The organism is Streptomyces violaceorubidus (assembly GCF_000717995.1).
Taxonomy (GTDB): domain Bacteria; phylum Actinomycetota; class Actinomycetes; order Streptomycetales; family Streptomycetaceae; genus Streptomyces; species Streptomyces violaceorubidus.
Genome location: NZ_JODM01000002.1, coordinates 187,551 through 202,498 on the forward strand (window position 1 = coordinate 187,551; position 14,948 = coordinate 202,498).

The window sequence follows — 14,948 nt, forward strand, 5'->3', positions numbered from 1 at the left end:
GCTCCCCCGCTGCGCTACTGCGTCGCCGTCGGCCGCCGTGAGACCCGCGCCGCGTCGCGGACGTCGGTCAGAGGACGCAGCCGGTAGGTGTACGCGTAGTCCCGGTCGGCGAAGAGCTTGAACTCGTCGTGGGTGTGCGCACCCCAGCTGTTGTCGCCGCCGACGCCCATCTGACGGTGGTTCAGGCGCAGGACGACCTCGTCCCTCGGGGTGAGCTGGTAGTCGTGCCGCACGCCGGCCGACAGGTCCTCGGGCGTGAAGTACGAGGCGTTGGCCTCCAGCAGGGGTTCACCGGAGGCGAGCAGGCCCACGCCGTGGCGGTCGGTCAGGGCGATCCAGCGGACGTCGGTCTTGTTGCCGTTCTCCTGCGGGCGGATGTACGGGGTCCACTGCTCGGCGACGGTCCCGGAGTAGAGGCCGACGTCCGTGCCGTCGTTGCGGTCCCAGTGGTTCTCCTCGGGTCCCCGGCCGTACCAGTGCACGCGGTCCAGGCGGCCCGGCAGGAACAGCATCGTGCCGACCTCGGGGATGTAGGGCAGGGTCGCGGCCCCCGGGTGCAGGGTGTTGTCGACCTTGATCTCGCCGTTGCCGAACACCGTGTAGGTGGCGGTGTACGTGGACTCCACCGAGGTGGGGAGTGTGCCGGTGACCTCGATCTCGACGGCCCGGTCGCCGAGCGCGCGCACGGCGACGCCGGTGACCTTGCGGCGGGCGCCCGCGTCGCGCCAGGTCTGGTTGCGGGTGTGCTGGCCGTTGCCCTTGTCGTTGTCGGTGGGGGCGCGCCAGAAGTTGGGCACGGGCCCGGAGGTGATCAGCCGGGTGCCCTTCGCCTCGTAGGAGGTGATGGTGCCGGTGCGCTTGTCGACGGTGACCGCGAAGCCCTTGCCGGTGACCCGGACGTCCTGGGCGCGGTCCTCGTGGCGCAACGCCGGGACGCTCGCCAGTCGGGCCGGCGTGACGGCGGGCGCGCCGGTCTCGACGGGGAGCTGCTGCCGGGCCACCTCGAAACCGGCCTTCGCCCACGGGGTGGGCTCCTTGGTGGTGAAGGAGAGGTGGAGGAAGTACTCGGTGCCCGGGGCGGGGCGGTCCGGCAGCGCTACGGGGACGGTGATGTCCCTGCTCGACCGCGGGGCCACGTCCAGCTGCTCGCGGGTCAGCTTCCCGCGCCGTACGACCTCGCCGTCGGCGACGAGTTCCCAGCGGCCGTCGAACTCGCGGAGGTGGGTGAACAGGTACTCGTTGGTGAGGGTGACGGCGCCGGGGCCGCCGCCGGTGGTGGGGGCGGCGTTGATGGCCTGGTAGACGCGCTTGACCTCGGCTGCCTTGCCGGTGTGGCCGCGGTCGGCGGTGATGATGCCGTCCGCGACGAAGGCGCCGTCGTTGGGGTTGTCGCCCCAGTCGCCGCCGTAGGCGAGGAACGTCTTCTGCGCGGGCCGCTTCTGCTCGGTCCGCACGGTGGCGGCGTCGAACCAGAACCGCACGCCGTCGTCGCCGGGTCCGCGGCTCTCCGAGGCCAGTTCGGCGGCGCCGAGGGCGCGGGCGTAGACGCGGGCGCGGCGCACGGTGCCGCTGAACTCCCGTACCTGGTTGTCGGCGTCGGTGGCGAGCGCGAGGGGCGCGGTGTTGCTGCTGGGGCGCCGGTCGGTGGTGCGGGTGGCCCGTTCGACGCCGTCGACGTACAGGGTCAGGGTCCCGGCGTCCGCGTCGAAGACACCCGCGAGGTGGTGCTCGCGGCCGGTCCAGTCCTCCGGCACGGTCCAGTTCGCGGTGATCCACTGGCCCGCGGAGTGGATGAAGAACTCCAGGGTCCGGCCGTTCTGCTTGAGCGCGTACTGGGTGTCGCCCTTGGCGAGGATCGGCTGGTGGTAGCCCGTCACGTGCGGGGTGACCCAGGCCTCCAGGGTCAGCGAGCCGGTGAGGTCGAGGCTGTCGTGGCGCTCGAAGACGGTGTTGCCGGACAGGCCCTTGTCGCGGTCGAGGGTGCCGCGGGTGGCGAGGATCTCGCCGCGCAGCCCGGCGGGCCCGGCCTCGGTGAGCAGGGTGCGGGCGGGGACGGGCGTGTAGAGGGACTGGTCCACGAAGTCCCAGATCCAGCCGCCCTGGAGGACGTCGTAGCGGCGCACGATGTCCCAGTACTTCTTGAAGTTGCCGGTGGAGTTCCCCATCGAGTGGGCGTACTCGATCATGACGTACGGCCGGGTGTCGGAGGTGTCCTTCGCGCGCTGCTCGACGCGCTGCGGGCTGTCGTACATCTCCGAGCGGATGTCGCTGACGCCGGGGCGGTCGTCGCCCTCGTACTGGATGACGCGGGTGTCGTCGCAGGAGCGGATCCAGTCGTGCATGGCGGTGAAGGTGGAGCCGCCGCCGGCCTCGTTGCCCAGCGACCAGATGACGACCGAGGCGTGGTTCTTGTCGCGGTGCACCATGTTCTGGGCGCGGGCCACGCAGGCGGCGGTCCAGTCGGGGTGGTCGCCGGGGTACTGGTCGCGGATTCCGTGGGTTTCCAGGTTGGTCTCGTCGACGAGGTAGAGGCCGTACTCGTCGGCCAGTTCCAGCCAGTACGGGTTGTTGGGGTAGTGCGAGGTGCGGACGCTGTTGATGTTCATCCGCTTGATGATCCTGATGTCCTCGACCATGTCCTCGCGGGTGAGCGCGGTGCCGCGGGCGGGGTGCATCTCGTGGCGGTTGGTGCCGCGGAAGGACACCGGCTCGCCGTTGATGCGCATCAGGCCGTCCTTGAGCGCGAACTCACGGAAGCCGACCCGGTGGGACAGGGTCTCCGTGACCTTGCCGCCGGGGTCCCGCAGGCGCAGGACGGCCGTGTAGAGGTTGGGGTGTTCGGCGGACCAGAGCCGGGGCTTCGGTACGGCCTTCGCGGCCCGTACGGTGACGTCCTCACCGGCGCGGGCCGCACCGACGTCGACGGGCTGCTCCAGCGGCCTGGACCAGACGGCGTGGCCGCGCGCGTCGTAGAGCTGGGCCTCTACGGTGTAGCGCCCGGTGCCGCCCCCGCCGTACGCCCGCACGCTCGCGGTGACGGCCAGTTCGGCGCCGGTGTAGGAGTCGTCGAGCGGGGTGTCCAGCTTGAAGTCGCGCAGGTGCACGGCCGGGGTGGAGTAGAGGTGGACCGAGCGGAAGATGCCGCTCACCCGGATCATGTCCTGGTCCTCCATCCAGTCGCCGTCGGAGTAGCGGTAGACCTCCACGGCGATCTGGTTGGTGCCCGGCTTGAGGTGGTCGGTGACGTCGTACTCGGAGGGCGTGTAGGAGTCCTCGTCGTAGCCGACCAGTTCGCCGTTGATCCACACGTAGTGCGCCGACTTGACGCCCTCGAAGTGCAGGAAGGTGCGGCGGCCCTGCCAGTCGCGGGGGACGGTGAAGGTGCGCCGGTACTGGCCGACCGGGTTGTAGCGGGTCGGCGCGGCGGGCGGGCGCGGCTCCTCGCCGAGGCTGTTGGGGCCCCAGTACGGGTAGGTGATGTTCAGGTAGATGGGGAAGTCGTGGCCGTGCAGCTGCCACACGGAGGGGACCGGGACGGTCTCCCAGTCCCCGTCGTCCACGTCGGTGCGGTGGAAGTCGGCGTCCCGGTCCTCGGGGCGGTCGGCGTAGGCGAACTTCCAGGTGCCGTCCAGGCTCAGCCGGTAGGGCGAGCGGGCACGGTCGCCGGCGAGCGCCTGCTCGACGTCCGCGTAGGGCGTGAGCGTGGTGTGCGGGGGCTGGGCGCCGAGCCGGAAGACACCGAAGTCGTTCCACTCCGGGGGCCCGTCGGCCGCCGCCCGCCGTGCCGCCGCCCGCGCCGTCGGGGGCGAGGCGGAGAGGGCGAGGGCACCGAGGACGGCGGCACCGCCCTCCAGGAGACGGCGGCGGCTGACGACCGGGCGGGGGCGGCTCGGCGGACCGGCCGGGGGCTGGGCGGGTGACACGGGCGAGTGCGGCATGACCGTGGCCTTCCGTGGGCTTCGGGGGCGGCTCAACGCACGGTGCTGTGGGAGCAGTTGCCGCCGGGGCGGATCGCAACTGCCGGTGACGCGGCGACTACTGGGTCACGGGTCACCCTAGGACCCGAACACAACCGAATCAATTACCCCGTCGGACTTTGTTCGTTCCTGGTGGACAGGTCGGCGCCGGGGTCGTCGGCGCCGTCAGGGCCGCCCAGTCGACGGTGCGCTCGCACCAGCGGTCCAGCAGGACGCGGTCGTGGCCGACGGCCAGCAGTCCCGCTCCGGTCGCGGCCCGGTAGTCCTCCACGACCCGGACCAGTGCGGCGGTGGTCGAGGCGTCGAGCATGGCCGTCATCTCGTCGCACACCAGCCAGCGCGGGCGCAGCACCAGGGCACGGGCGAGGCAGGCGCGTTGCAGCTGGCCGTCGCTGACCTCGTGCGGGCGTCTGGTCAGCAGGTCGGCGGTGAGCCCCACGGTGGCGGCCAGTTCGGCCACCCGGCCGGCGGCCCCCTCCCGTCGGCCGGTGGCGCGCAGCGGCTCGGCGATCAGGTCGGCCAGGCGGAGGCGGGGGTCCGCGGAGAGGCGGGCCTGCTGGAAGACGACGCCGAAGGCGGTGCGCTGTTCCCGCGGCGCGCGGTGCCGCCAGTGCCGTACGGGGGTGCCGTCGAGGTGCAGCGTGCCGGCGTCGGGCCGGTGCAGCAGGGCGGCGACGCGGGCGAGGGTGGACTTGCCGCAGCCGCTGGGACCGAGCAGCCCGACGGCCTCCCCCGGGGCCACGGACAGGGAGACGTCCCGGAACACGGGCGCCCTCTTGTCGTATCCGGCGGTGACGGAGCGCAGGTCAAGCACGGTCGGCCGCCTCCGTGAGCGCGGCGTGCGGATGGTGGCAGGCCACGTGGGCGCGCAGCGGGGGCAGGACGGCGCAGGCGTCGGTCGCCCGGTCGCAGCGGGCGGCGAAGGCGCAGCCGTCGGGGAGGGCGCCGAGTTCGGGCGGCAGGCCTGGGACGGGCGCGAAGGCACGGTCGGGCAGCGCGTCGAGCAGGCCGCGGCTGTAGGGGTGGCGCGGGCCGGGGGCGCCGAAGAACGCGGCGGCGTCGGCGAGTTCGACGATGCGCGCGGCGTACATCACGGCGATGCGGTCGGCGATCCGCTCGGCGGCGGCCAGGTCGTGGGTGATCATCAGCAGGGCGCGGGCGCGGCCGCCGCCGGACCGGGCACCCCCTCCCTCGGGCTGGTGGACATGCCGCCGCAGTTCGTCCACCGTGCGGTCCACCAGGTCCCGGTCGAGTCCGGTGGTCGGCTCGTCGGCGAGCAGCAGGGGGGCGTCGCCGACCAGGGCCAGGGCGGTGGCGGCGCGCTGGGCGAGGCCGCCGGAGAGTTGGTGCGGGTGGTGGTCGAGGTGGTCCACGGGGAACGCGGCGCGCTCCGCGGCGGCCTCCGCGGCCGGGCGCAAAGCCCCGCGTGTGCGGCGGGCCCCGGTGAGTTGGGCGACCGTCTCCTCCAGGTGCGCCCGGATGGTGCGGACCGGGGTGAGGTGGGCGGCCGGGCTCTGCGGGACGAGGCCGATCAGTCGGCCCCGCACCGTGCGGGCGAGGGTCCGCTCGTCGGCGGCGAGCAGGTCCAGGTCGCCGAGGAGCGCGCGGCCCGCGGTCTGCGCGTTGCCGGGCAGCAGTCCCAGCAGGGCGGAGGCGAGGACGGACTTGCCGCAGCCGCTCTCGCCGATCAGGGCCAGGCACTCGCCTGCCCTCACGTCGAAGTGGGCGTCGGTCACGGCGGCGACACGGCGCCCGCCCGGCATGAGGAAGCGCACCGACAGACCGCGTACCGACAGCACGGGGGCTCGCCCGGTCACAGCATCAGCTCCGATCGGCGACGGGGGTTGATCCGCTCCCGCCAGGCACCCGCGAGCCCGGCGACGGCGAGGGTGGGCACGATGATGAACAGTCCGGGGAAGAGGGTCGGCCACCACTGCCCGGCGAGCAGCGAACCGCGGGCTTCCTGGATCAGATTGCCGAGGCTCGCGGTGTGGGTGGGCAGTCCGAGGCCGAGGAAGGACAGCGCCGACTCGTGCCACATGGCGTGCGGCACCATCAGTACGGCGGCCGTCGCGGCCTGCGGCAGCACACCGGGCAGCAGGTGCCGCACCGTCACCCGCCACCGGGACGCGCCGCCGGAGACGGCCGCGTCGATGTGCGGACGGGCGCGCAGGGACAGCACCTCGGCGCGGACGATGCGGGCGGTGGACAGCCAGTGGGTGAGGGCGACGGAGGCGACCACCGGCCAGACCCCCGGCCGGAACATCGCGACGATGAAGACGCCCATCAGCAGGTGGGGCACGGAGGAGAGGGCGTCGACGACCCGCATGACGCCCCGGTCGACCCAGCCGCCGAGCGCCCCGGCGGTGGCGCCCACGGCGGTGCCGACGACGGTCGCGGTCAGCGCGGCCGCCACCCCGACGAGCAGGGAGACGCGCAGGCCGTACACGCAGCGCAGCAGCAGGTCGCGCCCGACGTCGTCGGTGCCGAACGGGTGGTCCCAGCCGGGAGCCTCCAGCTTGGCGGCCAGGTCGACGGCCTGCTGGTCGAGCCGCACCAGCGGCGGCACGAGCAGCACGGCGAGCACGGTCGCGGTCAGCAGCACGGCACTGGTGCGCAGGCGCAGGGTGCGGGTGGAGCGGCCCTCGCCGCCCCGGGAGCGCCATACGGTGCCGGTCCTCCCGGCGGCGAGGTCAGCCATGGACTTCACATCTCACTGAGCTTCACCCTCGGGTCGAAGAGTCCGTAGAGCAGGTCGGCCAGCAGGTTTCCGGCGAGTACGGCGGCGGTGGCGAGGGTGGTCAGGGCGGCGAGCAGCGGGAAGTCGACGGCGGTGGCGGCCTCGACGGTGGCGGCGGCGATGCCCGGCCAGCTGAAGACGCTCTCCACCAGCAGCGCCCCGGTGATGAGTTCGGGGACGCGGGAGCCGATCAGGGTGAGCACGGGCAGCAGTCCCGAGCGCAGGGCGTGCTGGACGAGAACGGTGCGCTCCCGCACTCCGCGGGCCCGCGCTCCGCGCACCGGGTCCTCCGCGAGGGCGTCGGCGACGCCCTGGCGCACGTAGAGGGTGAACCAGGGCAGTTGGGAGACGGCGAGGACTCCGGCGGGGAGCACGAGGTGGCCCGCGACCTGCCCCGGGGTGACCCGTGCGCTGGCGGTGTCGGTCAGGCCGCCGGCCGGCAGTACGTCCCACTGGAGGGCGAACAGCCACACGGCGAGGAGCGCGATCCAGAACACCGGCGCCGCCTCCAGGGTGTACGCGAGGGAGGTGACCGCCCGGTCCAGGGTCGAGCCGGGCCGGCGGGCGGCCGACACGCCGAGGAGCGTGCCGAGGGTGACCGCGACGGCGAAGGCGACGGCGCACAACAGGGCGGACCAGACGAGCCGTTCACCGATCACCTGCGTCACCGGCTGCCGCAGCACGGTGGAGTGGCCGAGGTCGCCGGTGAGCGCGGAGGTCAGCCAGTGCCACCAGCGGACGACGAAGGACTGGTCCGCGCCGAGGTTGTCCCGCAGCCGGTCCAAGGTCTCCTGGTCGGCGCCGAGCGCGGCGGTGCCGGCGTAGCCCTTGACCGGGTCGAAGGGTGAGGCGGCGGCGATCGCGAACACGCCGAAGGTGACGACGAGGACGACGGGGACGGCGAACAGGGCGCGCCGCCCCGCCAGCCGCGCCATCGCCGCCCAGGGGAGCCGCCGGGCCGCTCGGATCACTTCTTCGGCCGCCAGTCCTCGATGTTCCACCAGGGTCCGCTGGCGAAGCCGTGCTCGTGCGGCTCCAGTTGGGTGGTCAGCCCCTCCCAGCGGTCGGCGAGGACGTAGAGGTGGTCGATGTGGGTGAGGAAGGTGTAGCCGGGGTCGTCGACGAGGGCCTGCTGGATCCTGTCGTAGGCCGCCCCGCGCCGGTGCGGGTCTTGGTCGCGGCGCCCGGCGTCGAGTGCCTCGTCGACGGCCGGGTTGGCGTAGTGGGCCATGTTGTTGAAGCCGTCGCCGGCGAGGGAGGAGTGCAGCAGGGTGTAGAGGCCGAAGTCGGGGTCGCCGACGCTGCCGAAGCCCGCGAGGACCGCGTCGGACTTCATCCGCGGCTCGATGACCTCCCAGGTGGCGCCCTCGACCTTGACCTCGATGCCGGTCTTCTTGGCGTCGGAGGCGTAGGCGAGGGCGTGGTCCTGGCGGACCTTGTCGCCGGAGGGGTAGTACAGGGTGAAGGAGGCGCGCTGTCCGTCCTTGGCCCGGACGCCGCCGGAGCCGGGCTTCCAGCCGGCCTCGTCCAGGATGCGCTCGGCCGCGGCGAGGTCGTGGGGGCGCTCGATGCCGCCCTCGTACCAGGGGTCGTCGACGGGCAGCGGCCCGTAGGCGGGACGGCCCGCGCCGTCGAGGATCCTGTCGACCATGGCCTGCCGGTCCACGGCGGCGTCCAGGGCCCTGCGGATCGCGCGGTCGCCGGTGACCTTGCCGGAGGTGGGCAGGGTGACGGCCCGGAAGTCGTAGGACCTGGCCCGGTACGTGCGTCTGCCGGCGTCCTTCTGGAAGGTGGCGGCGAGGTTGGGCGGCAGGACGGCGCCGTCGAGGTCGCCGGAGCGCAGCCGCGTGGCGCGTACGTTGTCGTCGGCGATGACGGCCATGGTGAACGACTTCACCGCGGGCCGCGCGCCCCAGTAGTGCGGGTTGGCCTTGAAGCCGAGCTTCTCGCCCTTGCTCCAGTCGGTGAGCACGTACGGTCCGGTGCCGACCGGCTGGGTGTTGAAGTCGCCGGTGTTGGGGTCCTGTCCGCCCGCGACGTGCTCGGGGACGATGGGCAGAACGGTGCGGGCGGCGAAGGGCGCGTAGGGGTACCCGAGGGTGAAGACGACGGTGTCGTCCCCGCTCGCACGGACGCTCTTGACGGCGTCGAGTTCGCTGCGGGCGGTGTTGTTGGTCTTCTCGTCGAGGATGGTGCGGTACGTGAAGACCACGTCCTCGGCCGTCAGCGGTTCACCGTCGCTGAACCTCACCCCCTCGCGCAGGGTGTACGTGTAGGTCCGGCCGCCGTCGGTGACCTTCGGCAGCGCGGTGGCGAGCGCCGGCTTCAGTTTGAGGTCGGTGTCACGGCCGAGCAGCCCGTCGAAGATCTTGGAGTTGCCGTCCTTGCCGTAGCCGAGCAGCGGGCTGAGGGTGTCCGGCTCCGAGGCGACCCCGATCACGACGGACCCGGCCGCCTCGGCGGCGCCGTCCTTTCCCCCGTCCGAGGGCGCGGAACAGGCGGTGGCACCGGCGGCGAACGCCACCGCGGCGGCGGCACTCCGTATCGGAAGCCTCCGATCGGTCCGACGGGTCCAACGGGTCCGACGGGCTGTCATGTCTCCCCCACGCTTGTTGTCGATGCGAGGCTATTGCACATTACTTGCAATAAAGCGTCAAGCCAGGTGGGGCGGGGCGGGTGGTGGTGGGGGCGGTTGGTGGTGGGGGCGGGTCGTCGTGGGTTTCGCGCCGATCAGCTGCGTGAGCGGCATTGCGGGCGTGGGGCTGGTCGCCTTCGGCGTGCACGCCGTCGTGACGTTCGAGCCGTATCGCACCCGTCCGAGACGGTCGACTGCCGACTACCAACTGCCGGATACGGCATACGGGATACGGGATGCCGGAAGCCGGAAGCCAGAAGCCGGAAGCCGCAAGCCGCTCAACGGGTCGCCGGTCGTCGGGGCGGTCGGGGTACGGGCAGCTGGGTGTGCCGGGGGGCGGCCGCGCTCAGCCCACCCGCGCCGCGAAGGCCTCGTACACCCGGGCGTCGAGGAGGACGAAGCGGACCTCGGTGACCGAGGTCCGCGTGGCCCGTACCGTCTCGACGGCGATGCGGGCCGCGTCGTCCGGCGGCCAGCGGTAGACACCGGTGGAGATGGCGGGGAAGGCCACCGTGCGGGCGCCCAACTCGTCGGCGACGCGCAGGGATTCGCGATGGCAGGAGGCGAGGAGGCCGGAGCGGTCCTCGGTGGTGCTGTGCACGGGGCCGACCGTGTGGATCACCCAGCGCGCGTCCAGGTCGCCCGCGGTGGTGGCGACCGCACGGCCGGTGGGCAGGCCCTTGCCGAAGTGGCCCGCGCGCAGCCTGCGGCACTCCGCCAGGATCGTGGGGCCGCCGCGCCGGTGGATGGCGCCGTCGACGCCGCCTCCGCCGAGGAGGGAGGAGTTGGCGGCGTTGACGATCGCGTCGACGCTCTCCCGGGTGATGTCGCCCTGGACGAGGGTGATGTCGGTCATCTCTGCCGCAGCCTCCGCCAGACGGCCTTCGCCGCGTTGTGGCCCGACATGCCGTGGACGCCGGGGCCGGGCGGGGTGGCCGAGGAGCAGATGAACACGGCCGGGTGCGGGGTCGAGTAGGGGAACAGGGAGATCTTGGGCCGCAGCAGCAGTTGCAGGCCGGAGACCGCTCCGGAGGAGATGTCGCCGCCGACGTAGTTGGCGTTGCGGACGGCGAGCTCGGGCGGGCCGGCGGTGGCACGGGCGAGTACGCGGTCGCGGAAGCCGGGGGCGAAGCGCTCCAGTTGGCGTTCTATGGCATCGGTGAGGTCCCCGGTCCAGCCGTTGGGGACGTGGCCGTACGCCCAGAAGACGTGCTTGCCGGCCGGGGCCCGGCCGGGGTCGACGACGCTGGGCTGCACGGTGATGAGGAACGGCCGCTCGGGCGCGCGGTCCGTGCCGTAGGCGGCGTCCAGGGCGGCGCCGATCTCCCCGCTGTCGGCCCCGATCTGCACGGTGCCCGCGCGACGGGGTGCCTCGGCCGTCCACGGGACGGGGCCGTCCAGCGCGTAGTCGACCTTGAAGACGCCGGGGCCGTACCGGTAGTTCGCGTAGTGGTTGCCCAGTCCGGCGATGCGGGCCAGGGCCGTGGGCGAGGTGTCGAAGACGTACGCCCGCGCGGGTGGCAGGTCGTCGAGGCGCTTGACCTCGTAGTCGGTGTGGACCGTACCGCCGAGGTCCTTCAGGTAAGCGGTCAGGGCGTCGGAGATGGACTGGGAGCCGCCGCGGGCCACGGGCCAGCCGCGGGCGTGGGCGGCCAGCGCGAAGACCAGGCCTATGGCGCCGGTCGCGAAGCCGCCGAGGGGGGCCATGACGTGCGCGACGAGCCCGGCGAAGAGGGTCTTGGCACGGTCGTCGCTGAAGCGGCGCATCAGCCACGTCGAGGGGGGCAGGCCGACCAGTCCGAAGCGGGCCAGGGTGACCGGGTCGCGGGGCAGCCCGGTGAGCGGCAGGGACATGAAGTCCCGGACCAGGGTGTCCCACCGGGGCAGGAACCGCTCGACCAGCCTGCGGTACGGGCCGGCGTCGCGCGCTCCGAAGGACGCGGCCGTCTCGCCGACCGAGCGGGACAGCACGGCGGCCGAGCCGTCGAGGAAAGGGTGGGCCATGGGCAGCCCGGGATGCAGCCACTCGAGGCCGTACCGCTCCAGGGGGAGGTGGCGGAAGGCCGGGGAGTTGATGCCCAGCGGGTGCGCGGCCGAGCACGGGTCGTGCCGGAAACCCGGCAGGGTCAGCTCCTCCGTGCGCGCGCCGCCGCCCACGGTGCCCTGCGCCTCGAACACCGCGACCGAGAATCCGCGGCGGGCCAGCTCCACGGCCGCGGTCAGTCCGTTCGGCCCCGCACCCACTACGACCGCATCGAGCATCGACGGCACCTTCGGACCCCTTCGTCTGCCGATGGCCACTGGGGATCAGGATATGCCCGGGGTCCGACAGCGCGCGGTCGCGGGTGGGCGCCGTCGGGCGCGGTCGCGGGTGGGCGGGGTCGCGGGTGGGCGCGGTCGCGGGTGGGCGGGGTCGCGGGTGGGCGCGGTCGCGGGTGGGCGCCGTCGGGCGCGGTCGCGGGTGGGCGGGGCCGCGGGTCAGCGAGGGCATCGCCTACTACTGCGGCTTCGCCCACTCGGCCGTCGGTCTGCTCACCGATGCCGAGGAGCGCCCCCGCGCGTCGACGCCACGGGCACTCTGCTGGTCGGCGACGCGGTCGCGGGCGCCGAGCGGGAGGCGCGGTACGCCGACTTCGACCGGCGGGCGCGGGAGTTCGTGGGAAGTTCCTCACCGCGGAGGGCGTGACCGCCGGACGGCGCCGGGGATCAGGCCCCGTCCGCCAGCAGGGCCACCACCCGGCGGGCCGTGGCCGCGTCCCGGGCGGCGGTGAACGGCAGTTCGTTGCCCCCGGTGATGCGGAAGGGCTCGCCCGCGCGGGTCAGGTGGGTGCCGCCCGCCTCCTCCACCAGGAGGAGCCCGGCCGCGTGGTCCCACGCCGCCTCCCAGGAGAAGGCGGTGGCGTCGGACTCGCCGCGGGCGACGGCCAGGTACTCCAGGCCGGCCGAGCCGCAGGGGCGGGGGGCCACGCCCGGCGTGCGCAGGGCGAGCAGGTCGCGCTTCTGCTCGTCCGTGGTGTAGTCCGGGTGGGACGTGGCCACCCGCAGCTCGCGGCCCGGCTCGGGCGGCCCGGCGTACAGCCGCTCGCCGTCCTGGAAGGCGCCCCGGCCGCGTACGGCCGTGGCGAGCCGGTCGTCGGCGGGGGCGTAGGTCCAGGAGGCGTGCACGACGCCGTGCCGGGCGAGTGCGACCAGCGTGCAGAAGCCTTCCTCGCCGCGCACGAACTGCCGGGTCCCGTCGACCGGGTCGATGATCCACACCGGTGCCTCGCCGCGTATCGCCCCGTACGACGCGGGGTTGGCGTGCACCGCCTCCTCGCCGACCACCACCGAGCCCGGCAGCAGGCCGGCCAGGATCTCGGTGAGGTACAGCTCGGCATTCCGGTCGGCGTCCGTCACCAGGTCGTGCGGGCCGGACTTCTGGTCGACCTCGTGTGCGGCGAGCCGGCGCCAGCGCGGCATGATCTCCTGCGCGGCCGCCTTGCGGACGGCCTCCTCCACGTCGCCGATGTGCCGGGCGAGAAACTCGTCGATGGTTTCGTTGTTCTCGATCATGGCTCCATGAGAGCACGCGCCACTGACAATCCCTACCCGGGTGGTGTACTCCGGGTGGAATCACGACGAACACCCGGTGCGGGCATCGGTGGGCGTCAGCGGCCACCGCGTACCAGCGGCCCACCGTGTCTCAGCGGACCAGCGCGTATCACTGGCCCACCGTGTCTCAGCGGCCCACCGCGTACCCCTGCATGCCGCGCGGGTTCGCCGCCGCCGACAGCACGCCCGTCTCCGGGTCCCGGGCGACGGCGCACAGCCGGCCCTCCGACCACGCCTCGCCGACCGTCACGTCGTGCCCCCGCCGCCGCAGCTCCTCCACGACCTCCGCCGGCATCCGGGACTCCACGGTGACGGAGCCCGCCCGCATGCCGCGCGGGAAGAAGGACCCGGGGAAGCTGTCGTTGTGCCAGTTCGGGGCGTCGACGGCGCCCTGGAGGTCGAGCCCGCCGCGCACCCGTGCCCGGAGCGCGACCGCCAGGAAGAAGTGCGTCTGCCACTGGTCCTGCTGGTCGCCGCCGGGGGTGCCGAAGGCCATGACCGGCACCCCGTCGCGCAGGGCGATGGTCGGCGTGAGCGTGGTGCGCGGGCGGCGGCCCGGCGTGAGCGAGTTGGGCAGGCCCTCCTGGAGCCAGGTCATCTGGAGCCGGGTGCCGAGCGGGAAGCCGAGTTCGGGCACGACGGGGTTGGACTGGAGCCAGCCGCCGCTGGGCGTGGCCGAGACCATGTTGCCCCAGCGGTCCACGATGTCGAGGTGGCAGGTGTCGCCGCGGGTCCCGCCGTCGGCGGCGACGTCCGGCTCCCCCGGCACCGGGGACACCGGGCTCTTGGCGACCGTCGGCTCGCCGACCCCGAGGGCGTCGAGGCCCTCCCCCTCCACGGCCGCGACGAGCGCGAGCGCGCTGAGCCGCGGGGTGCGCCCGCCCGGAGCGCCGGGCCGCAGTTCGAAGGACGCCTTGTCGCCGACCAGTCGCCGCCGGGCCGCGTTGTACCCGGGCGACAGCAGGTCGTCGAGCGGCACCCGGTCCGCGCCGTCCGCGTCGCCGTACCAGGCCTCCCGGTCGGCCATGGCCAGCTTGCAGCCCTCGACCAGCAGATGGACGTAGTCGGCGGAGGCGTAGGCGGGCAGCTCGGGCGGGAGCAGCGCCAACTGCTGGAGCAACACGGGGCCTTGACTCCAGGGGCCGGCCTTGCACAGGGTCCAGCCGTTCCAGTCGTAGGTCGCCGGGGCCTCGTAGTGGGCGGACCAGCCGGCGAGGTCGGCGGCGGCCAGGGTGCCGGTGTGGCGTTCGCCGCTGGTGTCCAGGGTGGACCACCCGGCCTGCCGTACGAGGGCCTCGGCGATGAAGCCGGAGCGCCAGATCTCGCGTGCCGCGTCGATCTCCACCTCCCGGCTCCGCGGCGGGCCCGCCTGCCGGCCCGCCGCGCCGGACGCCTCGGCCAGCAGCCGCTTCCAGGTGGCGGCGAGGGCCGGGTTGCGCAGCAGCTCGCCGGGGCGGGGCGGGCGGCCGTCCGGCAGGTAGACCTCGGCGGAGGAGGTCCACTCCGTCTCGAACAGCTCCCGGACGGTCTCGACGGTCTCCGTGACGCGCTCCACGGGGGCGTGCCCGTGCTCGGCGTAGCCGATGGCGTACTTCAGCACGTCGGCCAGTGACCTGGTGCCGTGGTCGCGCAGCAGGAGCAGCCAGGCGTCGAAGGCTCCGGGCACGGCAGCGGCGAGCGGCCCGGTGCCGGGCACCAGGTCGAGTCCGAGCCCTTTGTAGTGCGCGACCGTGGCCCCGGCCGGGGCCACGCCCTGCCCGCACAGCACCCGCACCTCGCCGCCCGCCGGCGCGAGCAGGATCGGCACCTCTCCGGCGGGTCCGTTGAGGTGCGGTTCGACGACGTGCAGCACGAAGGCACCGGCCACGGCGGCGTCGTAGGCGTTGCCCCCGCCCTCCAACACCGCCATGGCCGACTGCGAGGCCAGCCAGTGGGTGGAGGACACCATGCCGAAGGTGCCCTGGAGGGTGGGGCGGGTGGTGAACATACGGGCTCTCACCTCGCT

Annotated in this window: 10 protein-coding genes; all 10 read right to left on the reverse strand. The window is 73.7% G+C overall.

Going from position 1 to position 14,948, the window contains the following annotated elements; translation table 11 throughout:
• Nucleotides 1-14: 14 nt before the first annotated feature.
• The 10 genes from IE94_RS0104820 to IE94_RS0104865 all read right to left on the reverse strand — a co-directional run bounded on the left by IE94_RS0104820 (nucleotide 15) and on the right by IE94_RS0104865 (nucleotide 14,930).
• Entirely contained in the window at nucleotides 15-3,938 is a 3,924-nt protein-coding gene (locus tag IE94_RS0104820; protein ID WP_030178573.1) for a glycoside hydrolase family 2 TIM barrel-domain containing protein, read from the reverse strand.
• Nucleotides 3,939-4,077: 139 nt separating this feature from the next.
• The gene (locus IE94_RS0104825) at nucleotides 4,078-4,791 is read right to left on the reverse strand and encodes an ABC transporter ATP-binding protein (protein ID WP_051777259.1); all 714 of its coding nucleotides are present in this window, start codon (nucleotides 4,789-4,791) and stop codon (nucleotides 4,078-4,080) included.
• On the reverse strand, nucleotides 4,784-5,794 hold the full coding sequence (locus IE94_RS0104830) for an ABC transporter ATP-binding protein (RefSeq protein WP_030178587.1): 1,011 nt from the start codon (nucleotides 5,792-5,794) through the stop codon (nucleotides 4,784-4,786). The genes IE94_RS0104825 and IE94_RS0104830 overlap by 8 nt, the downstream gene beginning before the upstream one ends.
• Nucleotides 5,791-6,678 carry an ABC transporter permease gene (locus IE94_RS0104835; protein ID WP_030178593.1) on the reverse strand — a complete coding sequence of 296 codons (888 nt, stop codon included), beginning with the start codon at nucleotides 6,676-6,678 and terminating at the stop codon, nucleotides 5,791-5,793. The genes IE94_RS0104830 and IE94_RS0104835 overlap by 4 nt, the downstream gene beginning before the upstream one ends.
• Before the next feature lie 5 nt (nucleotides 6,679-6,683).
• Nucleotides 6,684-7,652 (reverse strand): ABC transporter permease, encoded by a 969-nt coding sequence (locus IE94_RS0104840; RefSeq protein ID WP_030178596.1) that lies wholly within the window; start codon nucleotides 7,650-7,652, stop codon nucleotides 6,684-6,686.
• Between the two features lie 32 nt (nucleotides 7,653-7,684).
• Nucleotides 7,685-9,313, reverse strand: coding sequence for an ABC transporter substrate-binding protein (locus IE94_RS0104845; RefSeq protein WP_030178598.1), 1,629 nt, complete (start codon nucleotides 9,311-9,313; stop codon nucleotides 7,685-7,687).
• Between the two features lie 385 nt (nucleotides 9,314-9,698).
• Entirely contained in the window at nucleotides 9,699-10,208 is a 510-nt protein-coding gene (locus IE94_RS0104850) for an O-acetyl-ADP-ribose deacetylase (protein WP_030178609.1), read from the reverse strand.
• Nucleotides 10,205-11,614, reverse strand: a complete 1,410-nt coding sequence (locus tag IE94_RS0104855; RefSeq protein ID WP_030178617.1) for a phytoene desaturase family protein — start codon at nucleotides 11,612-11,614, stop codon at nucleotides 10,205-10,207. The genes IE94_RS0104850 and IE94_RS0104855 overlap by 4 nt, the downstream gene beginning before the upstream one ends.
• A 444-nt stretch (nucleotides 11,615-12,058) precedes the next feature.
• Nucleotides 12,059-12,904, reverse strand: coding sequence for an inositol monophosphatase family protein (locus tag IE94_RS0104860; protein WP_030178619.1), 846 nt, complete (start codon nucleotides 12,902-12,904; stop codon nucleotides 12,059-12,061).
• Nucleotides 12,905-13,070: 166 nt separating this feature from the next.
• Complete coding sequence (locus tag IE94_RS0104865; RefSeq protein WP_030178620.1) at nucleotides 13,071-14,930, reverse strand: gamma-glutamyltransferase family protein; 1,860 nt, start codon at nucleotides 14,928-14,930, stop codon at nucleotides 13,071-13,073.
• Between the last annotated feature and the right edge of the window lie 18 nt (nucleotides 14,931-14,948).

Bases quoted from the DNA above. Each gene is read 5' to 3' on its own strand.
- IE94_RS0104820 (WP_030178573.1), bottom strand. From the start codon at position 3,938: ATGCCGCACTCGCCCGTGTCACCCGCCCAGCCCCCGGCCGGTCCGCCG.
- IE94_RS0104835 (WP_030178593.1), bottom strand. From the start codon at position 6,678: ATGGCTGACCTCGCCGCCGGGAGGACCGGCACCGTATGGCGCTCCCGG.
- IE94_RS0104840 (WP_030178596.1), bottom strand. From the start codon at position 7,652: ATGGCGCGGCTGGCGGGGCGGCGCGCCCTGTTCGCCGTCCCCGTCGTC.
- IE94_RS0104845 (WP_030178598.1), bottom strand. From the start codon at position 9,313: ATGACAGCCCGTCGGACCCGTTGGACCCGTCGGACCGATCGGAGGCTT.
- IE94_RS0104850 (WP_030178609.1), bottom strand. From the start codon at position 10,208: ATGACCGACATCACCCTCGTCCAGGGCGACATCACCCGGGAGAGCGTC.
- IE94_RS0104855 (WP_030178617.1), bottom strand. From the start codon at position 11,614: ATGCTCGATGCGGTCGTAGTGGGTGCGGGGCCGAACGGACTGACCGCG.
- IE94_RS0104860 (WP_030178619.1), bottom strand. From the start codon at position 12,904: ATGATCGAGAACAACGAAACCATCGACGAGTTTCTCGCCCGGCACATC.
- IE94_RS0104865 (WP_030178620.1), bottom strand. From the start codon at position 14,930: ATGTTCACCACCCGCCCCACCCTCCAGGGCACCTTCGGCATGGTGTCC.